Consider the following 20,192-nt stretch of genomic DNA (forward strand, 5'->3'; position numbering starts at 1 on the left):
ACTACAATTGCAATTGTACTTAACGACAACGGCGCCTCGGCGCCAGGAGAAGGGGAAGTCATGACCAGCAACAAGCCGTGGCTCGGGGTCAACCTCGCGACGACGCTGCCGTTCCACGAGGACTACTCGGTGGCCTACGACGCGTACGCCGATCACGTCCAGGCCATGTCCGCGGCCGGCGTGAACGGGATCATCCCGAACGGCTCGCTCGGCGAGTACCAGACGCTGACCGAGGAGGAGCGTCAGCGTGTCGTGACCACGGCGTTCGAGGCGGCCCCCGAGGGCGTCAACGTCATCCCCGGCGTCGGCGCGTACGGCGCGTTCGAGAGCGTCCGTCACGCCGAGCACGCGGCAGAGAACGGGGCGCCCGCCGTCATGCTGCTTCCCCCCAACGCGTATCGCGCGAGCGACGACGAGGTCATGGACCACTTCCGTCGCGTCGCGGCCGTGGGCCTGCCGGTCCTCGCCTACAACAACCCGATCGACACCAAGGTCGACCTGCGCCCCGACCTGCTGGCGCGCCTGTACGACGAGGGCCTCATCGTCTCGGTCAAGGAGTTCTCGGGTGACGTGCGCAACGCGTACGCGATCCGCGAGCAGGCGCCCGGCCTCGACGTCTCGATCGGGTCCGACGACGTCGTGCTCGAGCTCGGGATCAACGGCGCCGTGGGCTGGGTGGCCGGCTACACCAACGCGATCCCGCACTCGACGATCGAGCTCTACGAGCTGTCGACCTCGGGCGACCCCGAGAAGTGGAAGCGCGCGCACGAGATCTACCGCGACCTCCACGCGCTGCTGCGCTGGGATTCGAAGCACCTCTTCGTGCAGGCGATCAAGCTCTCGCAGCAGGTCGCCGGAACCGCGCCCGCCGGCATCACGACCCGTCCGCCCCGCCTGGCGCTGCCGGAGCAGATCCGCGCGCAGATCATCGCCGACACCGAGGCCGTCCTGGCCAAGGGCTACCGCTGAGCGACACTGACCACCATGCGAACGACACACCTCTACCACGCCGTCGACTCCCACACGGAGGGCATGCCCACCCGTGTGATCGTCGGCGGCGTGGGGACCTTCCCCGGCGACACGATGGAGGAGCGCCGGCAGTGGTTCATGGCGAACAGCGACGACCTGCGCACGCTGATCGTCACCGAGCCGCGCGGCCACAGCGCGATGAGCGGCGCGATCCTGCAGCCGCCCACGCGCCCTGACGCCGACTTCGGCGTGCTGTACATCGAGGTGTCGGGGTGCCTGCCGATGTGCGGCCACGGCACGATCGGAGTCGCCACCGTCCTCGTCGAGACCGGCATGGTGCCCGTCGTCGAGCCCGTCACCACGATTCGCCTCGACACCCCGGCGGGCCTCGTCGTCGCCGAAGTGGCCGTATCGGACGGACACGCGGAGAACGTGACGATCCGCAACGTGCCGTCGTTCGTCGTCGGGCTCGACCGCACGGTCGACGTGCCCGGCCTCGGCGAGGTCGCCTACGACCTCGCCTTCGGCGGCAACTTCTACGCGATCGTCGAGCTCGAGGCGCTCGGTCTGCCGTTCGACCGCGCGCGCAAGGACGATCTCCTGCGGGCGGGGCTCGACATCATGGCCGCGGTGAACGCGGCGGGCGCCCCGGTGCACCCGACGGATCCGGGGATCCGCGGATGCCGTCACGTGCACCTCGTCGCGCCCGGCTCGACGGCGGCGCACTCGCGTCACGCCATGGCCATCTCACCGGGCTGGTTCGATCGGTCGCCGTGCGGCACGGGCACGAGCGCGCGCATGGCGCAGCTGCACGCGCGGGGAGAGCTCGCGCTCGGCAGCGACTTCGTGAACGAGTCGTTCATCGGCACCTCGTTCACCGGAAGGCTGATCGAGGAGACGATCGTCGCCGGGATCCCCGCGGTCGTCCCGACCATCACGGGTCGCGCCTGGGTGACCGGCACGGCGCAGTACATGCTCGACCCCACCGACCCGTTCCCGCACGGTTTCGAGCTGTGACCGCCATTGCGGTGTCGCGCGTCACATCCTGGAAGGATCGATGTGACGGGGGAAAGCCGGCCGGCACCCGCCGCTCGTCTACGTTCGGGGAGGACCAGTCATGACCACCACAGCAGGTCGCAACGTCGTTCGTCTGCCCAAGCAGCCGAACATCCGCGAGACGGTGAAGATGGCGCTGCAGTCGGCCATCATCAGTGGCGAGATGGAGCCGGGGCGGGTGTACTCCGCGCCGAGCCTGGCGGAGGAGTTCGGAGTGTCGGCCACGCCGATCCGCGAGGCGATGCTCGACCTCGCGCGGCAGGGCCTCGTCGTCGCGATGCCCAACCGGGGCTTCCAGATCACGCAGCTGTCGGAGAAGGACCTCGTCGAGGTCACTCAGCTGCGCCTGATGCTCGAGCCGCCCGCGGTCGAGGCGGCGACCGCGAACGTGCCCGCCGAGGCGCTCGTCGGGCTCCGCGAGCAGTGCGACGCCATCCTGCGCCACGCCGAGTCGGGTGACCTCGTCGCGTACCTCACGGCGGATCGCGAGTTCCACCTCGCGCTGCTGGCCTACGCGCAGAACGATCGTCTCGTCGATCTCGTCGCCTCCCTGCGCTCGCAGACGCGCCTGTTCGGGCTGTCCGAGCTCTACGCAGAGGGGCGCCTGCCGGCCTCTGCCCGCGAGCATCACGCGATGATCGACGCCATCGAGGCGGGCGACGGCGCCCGCGCACGCGAGATCACCCACGCGCACATCGAACACGTGCTCACCGACTGGTCGGACCGCGACCGGCGATGACGCAGGGGCAGACCACATACGACCTCGTCGTCATCGGCGCGGGAATCATGGGCGCGGCGACCGCGTACTTCGCCGCCCGCGCCGGGCTCTCGGTCGTCGTCATCGAGCGCGGATCCATCGCCTCGGGCACGAGCAGCAGGTGCGAGGGCAACATCCTCGTCTCGGACAAGGAGCGCGGCCCCGAGCTCGAGCTCGCGCTCTACTCCCGGCAGGTGTGGCGCGAGGACCTCGCGGAGCACGCCGACGACTGGGAGTACCAGGACAAGGGCGGCATGATCGTCGCCGAGACCGACGCGAGCATGCAGAACCTGCTCGCGCTCGTCGAACACCAGCGCGCACTCGGCATCGACGCCGACGTGCTGCACGGCGAGCGCGAGCTGCACGCGCTCGAGCCGTACCTCGCCCCCGACCTCGTCGGCGGCGCGTTCTATCCCGGCGACGCCCAGGTGCAGCCGATTCTCGCGACGCATCATCTCCTGCGCCTCGCGCGTGACGCGGGCGCGGAACTGCGCACCCACACGCCGGTTCTCGCGATCGAGACCGGTCGGGGGCGCGTGACGGGCGTGCGCACGCCCGACGGCGTCATCGGCGCGGAGGCCGTCATCAACTGCGGCGGTGCGTGGAGCGCCGACGTGGCCGCCCTCGCGGGGGTCGAGCTGCCGGTGCTGCCGCGGCGCGGCTTCGTGCTCGTCACCGAGCCGGTGCCCATCACGATCCATCACAAGGTGTACTCGGCGGGATACGTGGGCGACGTCGCCAGCTCGGATCCGTCGCTGCAGGTCTCGCCTGTCGTCGAGGGCACCCCGAGCGGCACCATCCTGCTCGGCGCGAGCCGCGAGCGCGTCGGCTTCGACGAGTCGTTCTCGATCGAGGCGGTCTCCCGCATCGCGCGGGCCGGGGTCAGCCTCTTCCCGGCCCTCGCCGACCTCAAGCTCCTCCGCGCGTACTCCGGCTTCCGCCCGTACTGCCCCGACCACCTCCCGGTCATCGGGCCCGACGCCCGTCTCCCGGGGCTGTGGCACTCGGCGGGGCAGGAGGGCGCGGGCATCGGGCTGTCGGTCGGCGTCGCCAAGGTGCTCGCCCAGGCGCTCGTCGGCGCGCAGACCGACCTCGACCTCACCCCCTTCCGGCCTGAGCGATTCGAAGGAGACGCCGCCGCATGAGTCCACAGGAAGAGCGGGCGACGTCGCTCACGTTCGACGGGCGCCGCGTGCCGTTCCGCCCGGGGCAGACGATCGGCGCCGCGCTCATGGCGCACGGCATCTCGTCCTGGCGCACCACACGTCGCGAGCGCACCGAACGCGGTCTCTTCTGCGGCATCGGCGTGTGCTTCGACTGCCTCGTGACCGTCGACGGCGCACGGGCCGAGCGCGCGTGCATCACACCGGCTGCGGGCGGGCAGGTCGTGACGAGCGAGGATCCCGATCGCCCCGTGCGGCGGCCGGAGGCTCGCCATGACTGAGGCGGGAGCGGCGGATCTCGCGATCGTCGGAGCCGGTCCCGCGGGGCTCAGCGCCGCCGTGACGGCCGCCGACGCGGGGCTCGCCGTCACCGTCGTCGACTCCGCGCGGCAGACCGGCGGCCAGTTCTGGCGGCACCCGGACGAGCGCCATCTCGACAGCTTCGAGCGACCGGAGTCGACGGGCCACCACCACTGGTCGACGTATCGCACTCTGCGCGATCGGTTCGACACGGCCGTCCGCGAGGGACGGATCCGCCACGTCCGCGAACGCCAGGTCTGGCGCGTCGAGCGGGCGGAGGGCGGGGGAGCGGTGCTGCACACGACCGCCGTCGCCGGCACCGAGCAGTGGGCGCCGGCGCAGCGCGCGATCGCCGCACGCCGCGTCCTGCTCGCCACGGGCGCCTCCGACCGGCAGCTGCCGGTTCCCGGGTGGACGCTCCCCGGCGTCATGGCCGCGGGCGGCGTGCAGGCGCTGCTGAAGGCCCATCAGGTCTCGGCGGGCCGACGCGCGGTGGTCGCCGGCACCGGCCCCTTTCTGCTGTCGGTCGCGGCGGGGCTCGCCGAGGCGGGCGTGGAGGTCGTCGCGGTCTGCGATGCCAACGCCCTCACGCGCTGGGCGCGGACGCCGCTGCGCGCCCTGCAGGAACCCGGCAAGCTGCTCGAGGGAGCCGGCTACGCCGCGACGTTCGTGCGCAGGCGCATCCCCCTCCGCACCCGCACGATCGTCGCCGAGGTGCGCGGGTCGGGGCGCGCGAGCGAGGTCGTCCTGCAGAAGGTCGACGCGACGGGTCGCACCGTGGACGGCACGGCCCGCACCGTGGCCGCAGACCTGGTGGCGCTCGGGTGGGGCTTCACCCCGCAGCTGGAGCTCGCCGTCGGACTCGGGGTCGACACGCAGGTGGATGTCGACGGATCCCTGGTGGTCGCGGTCGACGACGCGCAGCGCACCTCGATGCCCGAGGTGTACGCCGCGGGCGAGGCCACGGGCATCGGCGGCGCCGTGCAGTCGTGCGCCGAGGGCGAGCTGGCGGCGCTCGCCGTGGCGAACGACCTCATCGCCTCCGAGCCCGGCAGGCGCGCCGCACGCCTGCGCCGTCGCATCGCACGCGGACGCCGGTTCTCCGTCGGGATGCATCGCGCCAGCCCCGTCCCCGCGGGTTGGGCCACCTGGCTGCGCCCCCAGACCACCGTCTGCCGCTGTGAGGAGGTGTCCGCCGCCGAGGTGAGCGAGACCGTCTCGTGCCTGGCGGCCGACGACCCCCGCGACGTGCGCGTCACGGCCCGCCCTGGCATGGGATGGTGCCAGGGGCGCATCTGCGGATTCGCCCTCGCGAAGCTCGTCGGGCACCACACCCATGCCGAGCCCGACGCACACGACCTGGCGCCGCTCGCGAAGCGACCGATCGGGATCCCCGTGCGCCTGGGCGACATCGCCGACCTGACCTGAACGCATCACCAGAAGAGGAGCACACCACGTGAGCACCGACCAGACTCCGTCCGCCGACGTCGACCGGATCGTCGCCGACGCGGCGATCGCCTCCGCCGAGTGGAAGAAGACCCCCTCTGACGCGCGCGCCGCGGCCCTCGTCGCCGTCGGCGATGCGCTCGACGCGCGCGCCGACGAGCTCGTCGCCCTCGCCCAGCACGAGACCCACCTCGCCGAAGCGCGCCTCCGCGGCGAGCTGAAGCGCACCACCTTCCAGCTGCGTCTGTTCGGCGAGGTGCTCGCGGAGGGCAGCTGGCTCGACGCCCGCATCGATCACGCCGACCCCGAGTGGCCCATGGGGGCGCCTCGCCCCGACCTGCGCCGGCAGCTCGAGTCGATCGGCCCCGTGCTGGTCTTCGCGGCGAGCAACTTCCCCTTCGCGTTCTCCGTCGCCGGCGGCGACAGCGCGAGCGCGCTCGCCGCGGGCAGCGCCGTCGTCCTCAAGGCGCATCCCGGGCACCCCGAGCTCTCGGCGCTCACCACGCGTGTCGTGAGCGAGGCACTGGCCGCGGCCGGGGCGCCGCCGGCACTGTTCCAGACCATCTTCGGAACCGACGCCGGGGTGCGGGCGCTCCGCGCGAGCGAGATCAAGGCGGCCGCCTTCACCGGATCGATCGCCGGAGGGCGCGCCCTGCTCGACATCGCGAACGCGCGCGACGAGCCGATCCCCTTCTTCGGCGAGCTCGGCAGCGTCAACCCCGTGTTCGTGACGAGGGCGGCCGCCGACGCCCGGGGAGAGGCGCTCGCAGGGGACTTCCTCGCCTCGGTCATGGGAAGCGCCGGGCAGCTCTGCACCAAGCCGGGAGTGCTGTTCGTCCCCGAGGGAGCCGTCGCGGTCGAGCGCCTGACCGACGCCAGCGCGCTTCCGAGCGCGGGTCCCCTTCTGAACGACAGCATCGCGCAGGGCTTCGCCCGCTCCGTCGCACGCACGCGCGACCACGAGGGCGTCGCGGTGGCCGCCGCCGCGGACGACGCAGGCGGCACGGCGCCCGTCGTGTTCCGCACGACGATCGATCGGGTCCTCGCCGACGCCGATGCGCTCCTGGCCGAGATGTTCGGGCCGGCGGCGCTCGTCGTCGAATACGCCGACGAGGCCGACCTGATCGCGGTCGCCGGACGCCTCGAAGGGCAGCTCACGGCGACGATCATCGCGGAGGACGGCGACGAGATCGCCCCGACGCTGATCGGCGCCCTCGCACAGCGCGCGGGGCGCGTGCTCTGGAACCAGTGGCCGACGGGCGTCTCCGTCACCTGGGCGCAGCAGCACGGCGGCCCCTATCCCGCGACGACGGCCGTGGGCACGACCTCGGTCGGCACGGCCGCGATGGGGCGCTTCCTGCGGCCCGTCGCCTACCAGGGGCTTCCCGATCACCTGCTGCCGGATGCGCTGAAGGAATCCAATCCGCTCCGCATCCCGCGGCGGGTCGACGGTGCGATGCAGCTGGCAGATCGCTGAGGGCTCGTGCCGGACGACGCGCCCGGGTTGATCCACCCGGGCGCGTCGTCTAACATGGATCTTTGGTGTCTTGCGCCTGCGTACGAGCGCGCTCAGACGCCGATCCACTCATTCACCGCAGACCGGTCGGTCTGCTCAGAAGGTAAGCGAGTCTATGGCTAAAGACGGTGTCATCGAGATCGAAGGCACGGTGTCCGAGGTTCTGCCCAACGCGATGTTCCGCGTCGAGCTGAGCAACGGTCACAAGGTGCTCGCCACGATCTCCGGCAAGATGCGACAGAACTACATCCGCATCATCCCCGAGGATCGCGTCGTTGTAGAGCTCAGCCCCTACGACCTCACGCGCGGGCGCATCGTCTACCGCTACCGCTGATCGGCCCGACCGAGAAGTAACGGCCCTGCGGATCACCAGGATCCGCGAGGCACGAAGACAGCGATAGGAACATCATGAAGGTTCAGCCCAGCGTCAAGCGCATCTGTGAGCACTGCAAGACGATCCGCCGCCACGGCGTCGTGATGGTCATCTGCAAGTCGAACCCGCGTCACAAGCAGCGTCAGGGCTGACGCGCACCCGCGGTTCCGCGGGTGCCGTCACGACGGCTTCACAACTCCATATTTCGGCAGGATCAGAACCCGCATCGTCCGTGAAGGACGCGCGGGGGACACCTCGGGGCGGAGGCCCGGGCACCGATCCTGCTCCACACCTCCACTATCAAATAGGAGAGACCGCATGGCACGTCTTGCCGGCGTCGACATCCCGCGCGACAAGCGCGTGGTGATCGCACTCACGTACATCTACGGCGTGGGACGCACCCGCTCGAACGAAATTCTCGCTGCCACGGGCATCGACGAGAACATCCGCGTCAAGGACCTCACTGACGACCAGCTCATCGCTCTGCGCGACCACATCGAGGGCGCCTACAAGGTGGAGGGTGACCTCCGTCGCGAGGTCGCCGCCGACATCCGCCGCAAGGTCGAGATCGGCTCCTACGAGGGCATCCGCCACCGTCGCGGCCTGCCCGTGCGCGGCCAGCGCACCAAGACCAACGCGCGTACCCGCAAGGGCCCCAAGCGCACGGTCGCAGGTAAGAAGAAGGCTCGCTGAGGCGCGTAAAGGTTTAGGAGAACACCATGGCTGCACCGAAGTCCGCAGCGCGCAAGCCGCGCCGCAAGGAGAAGAAGAACGTCGCGCTGGGCCAGGCCCACATCAAGTCGACGTTCAACAACACGATCGTCTCGATCACCGACCCGAAGGGCGCCGTGCTGAGCTGGGCGTCGTCGGGTGGCGTCGGGTTCAAGGGTTCGCGCAAGTCGACCCCGTACGCCGCTGGCATGGCCGCCGAGTCGGCTGCCCGTCAGGCGCAGGACCACGGCGTCAAGAAGGTCGACGTCTTCGTCAAGGGTCCGGGCTCGGGCCGCGAGACCGCGATCCGCTCGCTTCAGGCCGCTGGCCTCGAGGTCGGCTCGATCCAGGACGTCACGCCGCAGGCGCACAACGGCTGCCGCCCGCCGAAGCGTCGCCGCGTCTGAGCTACTAGCCGCCGGGGTGCTGCAGATACCTGCAGCACCTCGGCGCACAGTCGTTCCACCTGCGCGCGCCGAGCGCGCGCACGAGTCACAACTCAAGACCTCATTCACCAAGTGTCAAATAGCGGGCACTTGATCGAAAGGAACACATAGTGCTCATCGCACAGCGTCCTACTCTGACCGAGGAGAAGATCTCCGAGTTCCGCAGCCGGTTCGTCATCGAGCCGCTCGAGCCCGGTTTCGGCTACACGATCGGCAACTCGCTGCGCCGCAGCCTGCTGTCGTCGATCCCCGGCGCTGCCGTCACGAGCATCCGCATCGACGGCGTTCTGCACGAGTTCAGCACGATCCCCGGTGTCGTCGAGGACGTCACGCAGATCATCCTCAACGTCAAGCAGCTCGTCGTCTCGAGCGAGCGCGACGAGCCCATCACCGCCTACCTTCGCAAGACGGGCGCGGGCGAGGTCACGGCAGCCGACATCTCGGCTCCCGCGGGCGTGGAGATCCACAACACCGAGCTCGTCATCGCGACGCTCAACGACAACGCCAAGTTCGAGCTCGAGATCACGATCGAGCGCGGCCGCGGCTACGTGTCGGCGGGCCAGAACCGCAACGAGTACGCCGAGGCCGGCCAGATCCCGGTCGACTCGATCTACTCGCCGGTCGTCAAGGTCGCATACCGCGTCGAGGCGACTCGTGCCGGTGAGCGCACCGACTTCGACAAGCTCGTGCTCGACGTCGAGACCAAGGACTCGATCCTTCCTCGCGACGCCGTCGCGTCGGCCGGCCGCACGCTGGTCGAGCTGTTCGGTCTCGCTCGCGAGCTGAACGAGGAGTCCGAGGGAATCGAGATCGGCCCCGCGCCGGTCGAGCAGGTCCTCTCGAACGAGCTGTCCATGCCGATCGAGGACCTCGATCTGTCGGTTCGCTCGTACAACTGCCTCAAGCGCGAGGGAATCAACACGGTCAGCGAGCTCGTCGCCCTCTCGGAGACGCAGCTCATGAACATCCGCAATTTCGGACAGAAGTCGGTGGACGAGGTGCGCGACAAGCTCACCTCGCTCGGACTGTCGCTCAAGGATGCTGTTCCCGGTTTCGACGGGTCCAACTTCTACGGCGGCTACGACGACGAGACGCTCTGATCCATCCGACTCTCTTCGATACTGGAGTAAATCGAAATGCCTAAGCCCACGAAGGGTGCCCGCCTCGGTGGCGGAGCCGCACACGAGCGTCTGATCCTCGCGAACCTCGCGTCGGCGCTGTTCACCAACAAGTCGATCAAGACCACCGAGACGAAGGCCAAGCGCCTCCGTCCCGTGGCTGAGCGACTGATCACGTTCGGCAAGCGCGGCGACCGCGCCGCTCACCGCCGCGCGATGTCGATCCTCCGCAACTCGGACGCCCTGTACGCGCTCTTCAACGAGATCGCTCCCCAGGTCGCCGACCGCGAGGGCGGCTACACCCGCATCACGAAGATCGGTCCCCGCAAGGGTGACAACGCCCCCATGGCCGTCATCGAGCTCGTCCTCGAGCCCGTGACGCCGAAGTCGAAGGCCGCTCCGAAGGCCGACGAGGCGCCCGCGGAGGAGCCCGTCGTCGACGAGACCGTCGCCGAGGAGACCGAGGTCGTCGAGGAGACGACCGCGGCTCCCGCAGAGGAGGCCCCCGCGGCCGAGGCCGGCGACGACGTCGCCGAGCCCCTCGAGGACGGCTCGGCGCCCGAGGGCTTCGAGATCAAGGGCAAGAAGGCCACGAAGAAGTTCTACGAGCCCGGTGCCGGCGGTTACGCGCAGGTCAAGGCCGACGTGTACTTCCGTACGGCTGAGGCGGCCCAGGCCGCCGGCTACGCGAACTGACGCGACGCCCCACACGAAAGGCCCCCGGATTTCCGGGGGCCTTTCGCGTGCACCGGGAAGTGTCGCATCCCCGGTTCAGGCGCTGTCGGTGAGAGGCGCCGAGGTGCTGCGGCGTGCGCAGTTCGCGCAGCAGAAGGACTCGTCAGAGACTTCTACGCCGTGGCCGATGATGACGCAACCGCACCGGGCGCATCGCGGAGCGGTCGCCTGGATGGCGCATTCGAAGCTGTCGAACGTGCCGGTCTGCTCTCCACGCGTGATCGTGAAGGTCTTGTCGTAGTCGTTTCCGCAGGTGTCGCAGGTCGCCATGATGCTCCGATCCGTTGAGAGTGTCGTGTGGTGCGCGCGCTTCCCCGGGGAGGGGCCGCCGGTCTGCACGGGCATCGTGCGCGCATCAGCCCGCGGGGCCCGTCTGCCGTGAGGTCACTCCTGCGACCAGCGCAGCAGCGCGAGCGGTTCGTCTGCCGCGCTGCTCGGCCGGTGCTCATCGTCGGCGAGCGGTTCCTCTTCGACGATGAGCACCCGCGCGTCCGTGAGGACGGCGGCGCGCGCCAGACCCTCGGCGAGCGGAACGCTGCCGAGCTGCGTGGTGCCCGCCGTATCGCCCTCGCCGGCGGAGACCCACGGAGGACCGTCCAGAGCCTCGATGGTGCGTTCGGACTCGCCGAGTCGCGCGTCCAGCACGAGCGTCGCGACGCGCGATTCCCGCAGCGCGTCGCGCACCGCGTCTGCCCCGCGGGCGCCGTCGGCGCCGTCGTTCGCGGACGCGAGATCCACCGCCTCCGCGATCTCACCGCGCAGCCTCTCGCCGATGGCCTCGGCGACGGCGTCGTCCACGACCGTGTCATCTGCGCCGTCCGGGCGGGTGTGGGCGGCGACGTCCACCACCCGCTCGCGCGCCGGGACGGAGAGCTGCTCGAGAAGCAGCTGGCGCGCTCGCACGTCGCCGGCGATGACGACGAACCGCGGTTCGTGTTCGCGCACCATTCGGTCGACGGCGTCAGCGATCTCGGACTGGTTGTGCTTCCAGACCTCCTCGGCGTGCGCCTGGATCCGGCGGTGCGACCACCCTCCGCCTCTCACCTTCTGCAGGTGGTGGGGCTCGCGTCCCTCGACATCCGCTTCATGCAGGTCACCGGTCCGGTGCGCGCGGCGCAGCCGCATCTCCCCACCGTCTCGCCCGGTTTCGACGAGCAGGTAGGGGACGTCCGCGGCGCGATGGCGCAGGAGCGGCAGGACCTCCGGCACGTGCCCATGCCGGAGCAGCGGTGCCCCGAGCCTCGCTCCGGTGAACTGCTCGTCGACCTCGATCGTGCCGTGCCGCACCAGGAGGTAGTGCGCGGAGGGTGCGGGCACGCCCTGGTCTGCCTGAAGCGCGCGGTCGACGCTCTCGATATCCTCTTCCGGCGCGCCGGCGGCGCTCAGGCCCTCGCGCACCGCGCGGCGGTGTCCTTCTTCCTCTGGTCGCGGTCGGTCTCCGTGTCCGTCGACGTAGGCGACCGTCCAGGGACCGGGTTCTGCCAGCAGGCGCGCAAGTGGGTCACTCATCCTCGTTCCCTTCGTCGTCGGTCATCTCTTTCCAGAACGCGCGTTCCACCTCGTCGTCGGGGTCGTTCGGCGACGGCGCCGCATCGCGAAGCGGCGCCGCCTGCGGCGGATCCCCGTGATCATGGACGAGCCCGCGCGACTCCTGCTCCATCTCGTCGTCGAGAGTCGTTCCGTGGGTCGTGTCTCTTCGTTCGTCGTCGCTCATCCTCGGCTCCTTTCCACGCGGCTACCGTAGGGGCGAGTGGTGGATCTTCCGAAGGGGTTGACAGGCGAATTCGTGAGCTGGTACCCGGTCTGCGCGGTCGTTCTCACGCCGTACTGAGACGCGCGTACTTCCCTCGAAGCATCAGAAACAGGCCGTACGCGATGAGTCCGACACCCACCACGGCCACCGCAAGCGGCCCGAAACGCCTGTCCCGGAGGGCCTGGAGCGCGCCGTCGATGCTGCCCGCGGCATCCGGGTCGACCGTGATCGCCGCCACGACCAGCAGGATGCCGACGACGAGGAGCGCTGCGCCCTTCGCGCAGTACCCGACGACTCCCAGCATCATGACGGTCGTGCCCGTCGCGCCTCCCGGCATCTTCAGCCTCTTGCGGAAGCCGCCCCGCACGCCGATCACGCCGAATCCGACGCCGACTCCGGCGATCACCAGACCCCCGAGCCCGAGCAGGATCGGCCCGCCGGGCAGTCCCAGGACCCCGCGGCTGGCCGACTCCGCGGACGACTCCCCGCTGCCGCGCGCACCCACCGCGACGACCGCGGCGAGCACCCCGAGCGACGCGTAGACGATCGCGAGGATCCACGCGCCGAGCCGGCGCCCCCACTTCTTCGCCTGCGCCGTGGCGTCGCGACCGCCGTACGTGAGGATCCCGTCGAAGAGACTCCAGGCGGCGAGGCCGCACAGGGCGATCGCCGCGATCCAGAGCGCGGCGAAGCCGAACGGCGCCTCCGCCACGACCTTCAGGGCACCGCGCTGATCGCTCGACCCACTGCTCTCGCCGAAGGCGATCGTGAGCGCGATGGCGCCCATCAGGCCATGAACGACGCCGTTCGCGACGAATCCGGCGCGGGCGAGCACCCGCATGACCGGGTTCCGCGTCACCTCCTCGGCGGCATCTTCCGCGATGTCGTCCGGATCGTTCACCGCGTCACCTCGTCGCCGAGGCCGAACGGGTGTGCGCAGTCCATTGCAGAATCATGGCAGGGAGGGCTCCCGGTCGACGCCAGAATCCTCCGCGCGCCCCTCGGGCTCGCGAACGACGTAGAGCCCCGTCGATGAGTTCGCCACGTGAGCGAGTGCGTCGATCCACGCGATGTTGAGCCGCGGGTTGCGACTGCCGTGATACGCGAAGACGAGCGAGCAGCCGGGGTGCATCCAGATCGTGGTGCGCCCCTTGCCGGTGCCGGGTGCGGCCTTCCACGTGAAGAAGAACGACTCTCCGCGCCGCAGCTTCGAGCCGATCACGACCTGCAGATGCGCGAGCGTCCGGTCCTCGAACTCCGTCTCCACGTCGTGGTTGTATCTGAATCTTCCCAACACGGCTCCGATCGTTCCGCTCATCGATATCGATGACAGCTCCCTGACGAGCACACCAGCACCGTATCCCAGCGCGTCGCGTGCACAGCCGCTCACATCGGCAGATGCTGCGCCCCCGCACGGACATGGACAGGGCTCCGCGGCCACGGAGCAGGTCGTCCGATGCACGGAACTCTGATCCCTCGCGGGCCGTAGGGTGTGGAACGTGGGAACTCTCTTCTACGGCGGCTCGTCGCCGATCGACATCGAAGATCGCATGCTCGCGCACCTGAAGGTCGTGATCGTGACGAAGCTGCGCCGGTCCGAGAGCTTCACGGTGTCGTGGCGGCATTTCGAGGACGCTCCTGCTGGCCGCTCGACGATCTGGCTGCATCCCTCCATTCCCCTGCGCTTCACCTTCGACGAGCCAGAGCCGACGGAGCTCGATCGCGCGTGGATCGAGTCGCTGGCCCTGTCCGCGAACTCGACGGGCGGGATCCTGCTGACCCGCTGGCACGAGGACAGCTCGACCCTCGACACGAGCAAGGACGTCGCGCAGCGCGGCTGACCGAGCGGCGCAACCTACCACTTCTCTGATGGACGATCCACCCCGTTGTGATTCGAAGGCGCGGGCTTCAGGCTCGATCCCGCCTGACGCCATCCTGGCGGCAGGACGGATCGGAAGGAGTCGAGCACATGGCGAATCTCTCGGGAAAGCAGGTCGCGTTCCTGGCCACGAACGGCTATGAGGACAGCGAGCTGAGCAGCCCATGGAGTGCAGTGACCGGCGCGGGGGCGACAGCCACCATGGTCGCTCCTGACGGGGAGGACATCACGGGGAAGAACGGGCACGTGCAGAGCGTCGACGTCACCGCCGACCGTGCCTCCGTCGGCGATTTCGATGCGCTGGTGCTGCCCGGCGGCGTCGTGAACGCCGATCACCTGCGTATGGATCACGCGTCAGTCGAGTTCGCGCGCGGATTCTTCTCGCAGCACAAGCCGGTCGGGGTGATCTGTCACGGTGCGTGGATTCTGATCGAGGCGGATGTCGTCGACGGCCGCACGATGACGAGCTATCCCAGCCTGCGCACCGACCTCAGCAATGCCGGAGCGGAATGGGTCGATGAGGAGGTCGTGGTCGATCAGGGGCTGGTCTCCAGCCGAACGCCCGACGATCTGCCGGCGTTCAACGCGAAGGTCATCGAGGAGATCGGCGAGGGCGCGCACTCCGGGCAGACGACGTAGCAGGGCGCGTGCTCGTGCGCGGGGCCTGACCCGCCCGGCACCGGGGTCCTTCAGATCGCTGGAGGACGCCGGTGCCGGCGAGGTCTACGCGCGGATCGGCATCACACGATCGATGCCGTCGCGCTCGAACCTGGGAACGCGGTGCTCCGGTGCCGCGCCGCGGCCGTTCGCATCGCCCGAGAGGTCTCCGCAGTGCCGCTCGACGTTGGACGCCAGCGGGATCTGATGGGAGGCGCTCTCGAGGATGTGCATCAGGTAGCCCGCCGTATTGGGCAAGGCGATGACGTCACCGACCGCGACCCCGTACGGGAATGCGAGGCGTCGGCGCAGGATCAGCTCTTCTTCGATGCAGTACGCGCCCACGAGGAAGCCCTCGAGCGGAGTGGATGGATCCGAGGGAGAGCCGCCGCCGGTGCGCACCAGGATCGGGTCGACCAGGAAGTCGTCCGAGGTGGAGCGGCACTGGGTGCGGTTCATCTCCAGCCCGACCAGCGGCACTCCGTCGCTGGCGGTGGTGCGCTGGATGACGCGGGCGAGGGTCATGCCGCAGCCGTCCATCATGGACCGACCGGGCTCACATCGCAGCTGCACCCCACGTTCGCGAAGCGCCTGCGCCACGGTGGTCCCGGGGCGGATCTCGTGGTGGAGGAGCGCCCGCAGCCATGGTCCGCGGACGACCTGCTGATGATAGGGGTAGACGCGGGTCAGCGGATCCCCGCGCCACGTGAGCGGCAGGTCGCGCGTATCGGCTGCAGCCTGGTCGTGAGCTTGCCAGAAGGCGTCCCACTGGTCGGCGGAATCCAGGTAGCTCATCGGCACACCGCCTCCGATGTCCACGAACGCGTCCTTCTCGGCCAGACCCCGTTCTCGCAGCCGGTCGATCAGGTCCAGGGCCTCTCCGAGCGCGGCGGCGCGCGCGATCGCGTCGTAGCCGTGCAGGTGGAAGTGCACGCCGTCGACGCGGAGCATCCCTCCGAGCATGCCGCCGTCGATGAGCTCGAGCCAGGTGCGGGCCGATTCACCGAACCGGGTGGGAGGGATCAGGTCGGTGGGCTCTGGCGCGAGGCGCAGCGCCACCGGAAACGACTCGTCGCGGGCCGCCGTCGCTCCCGCTCGGGCGGCAGCGATCTCCTCCGCCACGCGTCGTGCGGCGGCGACCTCGTCGAGGTTGTCCAGCACCAGGAGGGATCCTGACTCGAGTGCGAGACGGAGGACCGCCGCGGGCTTGATGGCGGCGCTGACCACCACATCCTGCGGAGGCACGCCGACATCGAGCACCTGCAGCAGCTCCCGCTCGCTGCCGACGTCCACCCCGAGCTCGGCGCGGTGCGCGGCGCGCACCATCCCCAGCGTCTTGTTGGCCTTGCGGGCGACGAAGATCCGCAGATCCACCCCGGACGCCTCGGCGACCTCGGTGAGCTCCGCGGCGTTGCGCGGAAGGGCGGCGAAGTCGTGCACGTTCAGCGGACTCCCGTACTGCTCCAGCAGGGCGGAGCAGGTGTCGGGATCCGCGAGCAGCTCGCGCATCCACGGCTCGAGCCGGGCGGAGAGAGGAGGGGTGCCCTGGCACCCCTCGCGCAGGGTGAGATCCTCGGTCATGGCACGTCCTCCTGTTCGGCGGTGTCGGTGAGGGGGCGTTCGCCGGCAGGAGGTGCCGGGCGAGACTCCGGCCGTCCGCGGGCGTGCGGGGGAGCGGAGATGAGGCCCGCGATCCGCTGCGCCCAGCGGCGCCCCTCCTGGTGCAGGTGGCGGTTCAGCGAGTCGTGCCCGATCACATGGTCTTCCGTCGGACGGCCGATCAGCGCCAACCCGTCAGACGTTTCGGCGCCGGGACGGTGATCGCGGTGGACGGGGGCGCCTGCCTCGTCGACCATCGCTCCCCGCCTGCCCGGTCGCACTTGCACGAACCCGCGGCGCAACAGCGCGCCGGTCAGCTCGTCGGTGATGTCGACGAGGCCGGGCGGGGTGAGCACCGCATCGATCACGACGTCGACATCCGGGATCCGGTGGCCGGAGGCGTCGTGGGGGCCCCGGCCGTCGATCTGGACGTCGTCGTCCATCCAGGACAGGTCGACGGCGCCGGAATCGATCATCGCCAGCAGCTTCCGGGCGTTCACAAGCGGCGGACCGAAGGCGAACCGCTCCAGCACCTGGGCGGCGTGCCGGAAGCGAAGCCACTCCGTCTCACTGGCGTCGCAGCCGCGCAGGCTCGCGGAGATCTGGTGAGAGAGCGCCTGCCAGAGACGCCCCAGAACCCAGGCCGGGCCCGGCTGGCGGGTGCCCTCCGCGGTCTCGATGCTGCGTCGCAGCGCGGTCTCGGATCGACCCGCCTCGTGGGGGAGGTCCGGTTCCGCGCCGGTGCGCAGGGTGCTCTCGACGGCTTCTCGCCCGTCGTCGCCGAGCACGGCGACGGCCGCATCGACCAGGATCTCCCGCACCGCGTCCGGGCCGAACGGGATCCCGGTCGCGTGGGCATCACCGGCACGGGAGCCGGAGGGGAATCGCGTGCCCGCGCGTTCCGCGGCGCGCCTGATCTCCTCGGACACCGGCATGCTCGGGTCCGGCTTGGCGTCGAGCAGCAGACCGTGCCGGGTGACCGGTCGGATCGTGGCGGGCTCCGCGTCGCCACGGCGGTGCACCAGCCGGCAGGAGCCGTCGGCATCGGGGGCGAAGGCGCCGCCGCGGCCCTCGGTGAGGAACAGGCACGCGTCGATGAACGTCAGCGCGCCACCGCGCACCGCCACCCGCGAACCGGGCGGCACGCGCTCGGTCGTCAGCATCCGCTCCACGGGGAGCGTCGCGGGCACGAGAGGGACGGGCGAGCGCCAGTGGCGGGCGAGGGCTCCCGCGTGACCCGCGGCATGTCCGCTGGCGATGAGCACCTCATCCACGGGGCGCATCGCGGCCGCGGTGGTCGCATCGGTGACCAGCTGCCAGGCGTCACCGACTCGTCGCACGTCCGTCACGCGAGCGGAGACGACGAATACGCGGGCGTGCGGGGAGAGGTCCTGGAGCATCCGCTGCCAGCGCTGCGCGAGGTACTCGCCCACGACGGCACGCGGAGGATACGGCTCGCCCGCCAGCCGCGGATGCGCGCCGCGCACCCAGGCCGGAAAGCCGGGGAAGGCGCCGGTCGCCGGTGCGTCGAGGATCGTCGCGGTCACGTTCAGTCGCAGGTGATGGGGCTGATCCGGATCATAGGCGGTGCCGGTGCCGGGCACTCGTATCGAGTCGATCACCGTGACGTCCAGGCGAGGCGCGGCATCGCCGTGTTTCAGGGCCGCCGCGAGCTCCTCGAGGGCGTACAGCGCCTTCGGTCCGGCGCCCACGACGGCGACACGCAGGGACGGCAGGGCGGTGCGGAGCGCGTCCTCGGAGCCGGGCCGCGGTCGGGTGAGCCGCTCAGCCACGCCGGGCTGTCCTGCGCAGCTGGTCGAGCCCCTCCGCGATCGCCGCCGCGTCGGCATCGAGGTTGTCGCGCACCCATTCGTCGTCGTACACCGTCTCCAAGTAGGGCACGCCGCCATCGTGCACCATGAACACCACGCGCGTGCCGGGCGCGAGATCCGGGATCAGGTCGCCCAGCGCGCTGACGACGCCGCCGGTCGAGGCGCCGGCGAGGATCCCCTCCGAGCGCGCGAGATGTCGGGCGCCCACCACGCAGTCGAGGGCTCTCATGCGGATCACCTGATCGGGGTCGACCTGGGTGGACAGCTCGGTGACCACGCCGGCCCCCATGCCCGGCAGGAGGCGGGGCGCGGCGGTGCCGCCGAACAGCACGCTGCCGACCGCATCCACCGCGACCACGCGGGTGTCCATGCGGTGGTCGCGGATGTACGCGGCGCATCCGCCGATCGTGCCGGTGGTGGACACCGCCGCCATCAGCACGTCGACCTGGTGTCCCGTCGCCTCGGCGATCTCTCGCATGGTGCCGTCGTAGTGGGCGCGGGGGTTCGCGGGGTTGCCGTACTGGTAGAGATTGACCGCACCGGGGATCTCCGCGAGCAGCTCCTCGACGCGGTGGAACCGCGCCGTGAGGAGATCCCCCGTCTCGGGATCGGGCTCGGTGACCACATCGACCTCCCCACCGAGGGCCGTGATGAGTCGCACGGTGGTGGCGTTGGTTCTGGCATCGACGACGCACACGAACCTCACGTCGTGGGCGTTGCACGCGCGGGCCAGGGCCACGCCGAGGTTCCCGGAAGACGACTCGACGACTGTGCCGCCGCGAGTGAGACGACCGGTCTTCAGGGCGTCGCGCACCATCCCCCTCGCGGGCCGGTCCTTCGTGGATCCGCCGGGATTCACCGACTCGAGCTTCGCGAGGATCTCTATACCGGAATCGGGGAACAGCGCATCCAGGCGCACGAGGGGCGTGCTCCCGACGGCCTCGTCGATGCCATCGACGATCAGCGACATGGGCATGGAGTCACTCTACGGAGGCGTCTGGCGCAGTGATAGCGCCACGTGATCCCGCGTCGGACACGACGAGACCGCCAGGCTCCCTGGGAGCTTCGCTGTCGTGAATCTTCCTGAGGAATTGCCCGCGCCCGGTGGTGACAGGCTCCCAGTGGCGGCGAGACCTGGGCAGATTCCACTCGACCATCGCCGATCCCTACAGCAGCATCTGGTTGAGCGGGTGGACGAGGTAGCGCAGCGAGTACGCCTCCCAGAGCGCGCCGATGACGAGCAGCATGAGGGCGGGAAGGGCGAGTAGTCCGGTCTCTCGCAGTCCGCGCAGGTAGCCCTGCCGCCGGGTCGGCGCACCTGAGGAGTGCGGGAACAGCCAGTGCGCTCCGAGGCGGTACGCGCCAAGCGCGAGCAGGATGTACGCCTGGAACTCGATGAGGATGGTGAGCGCGTGCGGGATGAGTGCTACCCACCCTGCGGCGTCGGTCGGCGCCAGGGTGATGCCGGTCTGGACGCTCCAGTAGCCGAAGAGCACCAGTCCCGCGAACGGAATGATCAGTGAGGGCAGCACGATGGTCAGGAGGCTGAGTCGGAGCACGTTGACGGCCAGGATGGTCACTGCGAACAGTGGGGGGAAGTTCACGAGCCGGGTCACGAGGTCGGCGGTGCCGTCGTCCACCATCGCGGTGGTCCGTGCCGCGACGAGCTCGGGGAAGGCCAGGCCGAGTGCGAACCCGAGGAGCCCCAGGCCGTAGGCGGCCGCGTTGATGAGGAGATAGGCGCGCCGGTTCTCGCCGATGAGCCGGAACGGCCGTCGCCATACAGGCACGCGCAGATGCTGGGTCGAAGGAGTCGTTTCGGAGGTCATGACAACATCCGACGCCCACTGGCCTCTTCCCGCCAGTGCCCCTGGATCACCGG

24 protein-coding genes are annotated in these 20,192 nt (G+C 70.1%); 15 read left to right on the top strand and 9 right to left on the bottom strand.

Features of this window, described 5'->3' with window-relative positions; all coding sequences use genetic code 11:
- The first annotated feature begins 60 nt into the window (after window positions 1–60).
- The 13 genes from KOL93_RS02960 to rplQ all read left to right on the top strand — a co-directional run bounded on the left by KOL93_RS02960 (window position 61) and on the right by rplQ (window position 10,551).
- The gene (locus KOL93_RS02960) at window positions 61–969 is read left to right on the top strand and encodes a dihydrodipicolinate synthase family protein (protein WP_221583798.1); all 909 of its coding nucleotides are present in this window, start codon (window positions 61–63) and stop codon (window positions 967–969) included.
- A 15-nt stretch (window positions 970–984) separates the two neighbouring features.
- Complete coding sequence (locus KOL93_RS02965; protein ID WP_221583799.1) at window positions 985–1,986, top strand: proline racemase family protein; 1,002 nt, start codon at window positions 985–987, stop codon at window positions 1,984–1,986.
- Between the two features lie 100 nt (window positions 1,987–2,086).
- Window positions 2,087–2,764, top strand: a complete 678-nt coding sequence (locus tag KOL93_RS02970) for a GntR family transcriptional regulator (protein ID WP_221583800.1) — start codon at window positions 2,087–2,089, stop codon at window positions 2,762–2,764.
- Window positions 2,761–3,927 carry an NAD(P)/FAD-dependent oxidoreductase gene (locus KOL93_RS02975; RefSeq protein WP_221583801.1) on the top strand — a complete coding sequence of 389 codons (1,167 nt, stop codon included), beginning with the start codon at window positions 2,761–2,763 and terminating at the stop codon, window positions 3,925–3,927. The genes KOL93_RS02970 and KOL93_RS02975 overlap by 4 nt, the downstream gene beginning before the upstream one ends.
- Window positions 3,924–4,226 (top strand): (2Fe-2S)-binding protein, encoded by a 303-nt coding sequence (locus tag KOL93_RS02980; RefSeq protein WP_221583802.1) that lies wholly within the window; start codon window positions 3,924–3,926, stop codon window positions 4,224–4,226. Before KOL93_RS02975 ends, KOL93_RS02980 begins: the two co-directional genes overlap by 4 nt.
- Complete coding sequence (locus KOL93_RS02985) at window positions 4,219–5,673, top strand: FAD-dependent oxidoreductase (protein ID WP_221583803.1); 1,455 nt, start codon at window positions 4,219–4,221, stop codon at window positions 5,671–5,673. The genes KOL93_RS02980 and KOL93_RS02985 overlap by 8 nt, the downstream gene beginning before the upstream one ends.
- 28 nt (window positions 5,674–5,701) lie before the next feature.
- Window positions 5,702–7,168 carry an aldehyde dehydrogenase (NADP(+)) gene (locus KOL93_RS02990; RefSeq protein ID WP_221583804.1) on the top strand — a complete coding sequence of 489 codons (1,467 nt, stop codon included), beginning with the start codon at window positions 5,702–5,704 and terminating at the stop codon, window positions 7,166–7,168.
- Between the two features lie 154 nt (window positions 7,169–7,322).
- The gene (gene infA, locus KOL93_RS02995) at window positions 7,323–7,541 is read left to right on the top strand and encodes a translation initiation factor IF-1 (RefSeq protein ID WP_221583805.1); all 219 of its coding nucleotides are present in this window, start codon (window positions 7,323–7,325) and stop codon (window positions 7,539–7,541) included.
- A gap of 74 nt (window positions 7,542–7,615) precedes the next feature.
- A complete protein-coding gene (gene rpmJ / locus KOL93_RS03000) occupies window positions 7,616–7,732 on the top strand; it encodes a 50S ribosomal protein L36 (protein ID WP_221583806.1) in 117 nt (38 codons plus the stop codon).
- A 166-nt stretch (window positions 7,733–7,898) separates the two neighbouring features.
- Complete coding sequence (gene rpsM / locus KOL93_RS03005) at window positions 7,899–8,273, top strand: 30S ribosomal protein S13 (protein ID WP_221583807.1); 375 nt, start codon at window positions 7,899–7,901, stop codon at window positions 8,271–8,273.
- 26 nt (window positions 8,274–8,299) lie between these two features.
- Window positions 8,300–8,698 carry a 30S ribosomal protein S11 gene (gene rpsK / locus KOL93_RS03010; protein ID WP_221583808.1) on the top strand — a complete coding sequence of 133 codons (399 nt, stop codon included), beginning with the start codon at window positions 8,300–8,302 and terminating at the stop codon, window positions 8,696–8,698.
- A gap of 149 nt (window positions 8,699–8,847) precedes the next feature.
- A complete protein-coding gene (locus KOL93_RS03015) occupies window positions 8,848–9,837 on the top strand; it encodes a DNA-directed RNA polymerase subunit alpha (RefSeq protein ID WP_221583809.1) in 990 nt (329 codons plus the stop codon).
- 36 nt (window positions 9,838–9,873) lie between these two features.
- Window positions 9,874–10,551, top strand: a complete 678-nt coding sequence (rplQ, locus tag KOL93_RS03020) for a 50S ribosomal protein L17, sunset domain variant (RefSeq protein WP_221583810.1) — start codon at window positions 9,874–9,876, stop codon at window positions 10,549–10,551.
- 75 nt (window positions 10,552–10,626) lie between these two features.
- Here rplQ and KOL93_RS03025 read toward each other — a convergent pair whose 3' ends face one another.
- The 5 genes from KOL93_RS03025 to KOL93_RS03045 all read right to left on the bottom strand — a co-directional run bounded on the left by KOL93_RS03025 (window position 10,627) and on the right by KOL93_RS03045 (window position 13,661).
- Window positions 10,627–10,935 (bottom strand): hypothetical protein, encoded by a 309-nt coding sequence (locus KOL93_RS03025; RefSeq protein ID WP_260405839.1) that lies wholly within the window; start codon window positions 10,933–10,935, stop codon window positions 10,627–10,629.
- A gap of 39 nt (window positions 10,936–10,974) precedes the next feature.
- On the bottom strand, window positions 10,975–12,099 hold the full coding sequence (locus tag KOL93_RS03030; RefSeq protein ID WP_221583811.1) for a baeRF2 domain-containing protein: 1,125 nt from the start codon (window positions 12,097–12,099) through the stop codon (window positions 10,975–10,977).
- Window positions 12,092–12,304, bottom strand: coding sequence for a hypothetical protein (locus KOL93_RS03035; protein WP_221583812.1), 213 nt, complete (start codon window positions 12,302–12,304; stop codon window positions 12,092–12,094). Before KOL93_RS03035 ends, KOL93_RS03030 begins: the two co-directional genes overlap by 8 nt.
- A gap of 103 nt (window positions 12,305–12,407) precedes the next feature.
- On the bottom strand, window positions 12,408–13,244 hold the full coding sequence (locus KOL93_RS03040; RefSeq protein WP_221583813.1) for a DUF1206 domain-containing protein: 837 nt from the start codon (window positions 13,242–13,244) through the stop codon (window positions 12,408–12,410).
- A 51-nt stretch (window positions 13,245–13,295) separates the two neighbouring features.
- Window positions 13,296–13,661, bottom strand: a complete 366-nt coding sequence (locus tag KOL93_RS03045; RefSeq protein ID WP_459558707.1) for a DUF7882 family protein — start codon at window positions 13,659–13,661, stop codon at window positions 13,296–13,298.
- Between the two features lie 181 nt (window positions 13,662–13,842).
- Between KOL93_RS03045 and KOL93_RS03050 the strand changes: the two genes are divergently transcribed.
- A complete protein-coding gene (locus KOL93_RS03050) occupies window positions 13,843–14,184 on the top strand; it encodes a DUF7882 family protein (RefSeq protein WP_221583815.1) in 342 nt (113 codons plus the stop codon).
- A gap of 128 nt (window positions 14,185–14,312) precedes the next feature.
- A complete protein-coding gene (locus KOL93_RS03055) occupies window positions 14,313–14,861 on the top strand; it encodes a type 1 glutamine amidotransferase domain-containing protein (protein WP_221583816.1) in 549 nt (182 codons plus the stop codon).
- A gap of 84 nt (window positions 14,862–14,945) precedes the next feature.
- On the opposite strand, the gene KOL93_RS03060 is transcribed toward KOL93_RS03055, so the two are convergent.
- The 4 genes from KOL93_RS03060 to KOL93_RS03075 all read right to left on the bottom strand — a co-directional run bounded on the left by KOL93_RS03060 (window position 14,946) and on the right by KOL93_RS03075 (window position 20,139).
- The gene (locus KOL93_RS03060; RefSeq protein WP_221583817.1) at window positions 14,946–16,460 is read right to left on the bottom strand and encodes a type III PLP-dependent enzyme domain-containing protein; all 1,515 of its coding nucleotides are present in this window, start codon (window positions 16,458–16,460) and stop codon (window positions 14,946–14,948) included.
- Window positions 16,457–18,271, bottom strand: a complete 1,815-nt coding sequence (locus tag KOL93_RS03065; RefSeq protein WP_308291522.1) for an FAD/NAD(P)-binding protein — start codon at window positions 18,269–18,271, stop codon at window positions 16,457–16,459. Before KOL93_RS03065 ends, KOL93_RS03060 begins: the two co-directional genes overlap by 4 nt.
- Window positions 18,264–19,286: a 2,3-diaminopropionate biosynthesis protein SbnA gene (sbnA, locus tag KOL93_RS03070; protein ID WP_221583819.1), complete on the bottom strand. Its 1,023-nt coding sequence runs from the start codon at window positions 19,284–19,286 to the stop codon at window positions 18,264–18,266. The genes KOL93_RS03065 and sbnA overlap by 8 nt, the downstream gene beginning before the upstream one ends.
- Before the next feature lie 190 nt (window positions 19,287–19,476).
- On the bottom strand, window positions 19,477–20,139 hold the full coding sequence (locus KOL93_RS03075) for a stage II sporulation protein M (RefSeq protein WP_221583820.1): 663 nt from the start codon (window positions 20,137–20,139) through the stop codon (window positions 19,477–19,479).
- Window positions 20,140–20,192: the final 53 nt, after the last annotated feature.

The organism is Microbacterium salitolerans (assembly GCF_019720895.1).
GTDB lineage: Bacteria > Actinomycetota > Actinomycetes > Actinomycetales > Microbacteriaceae > Microbacterium.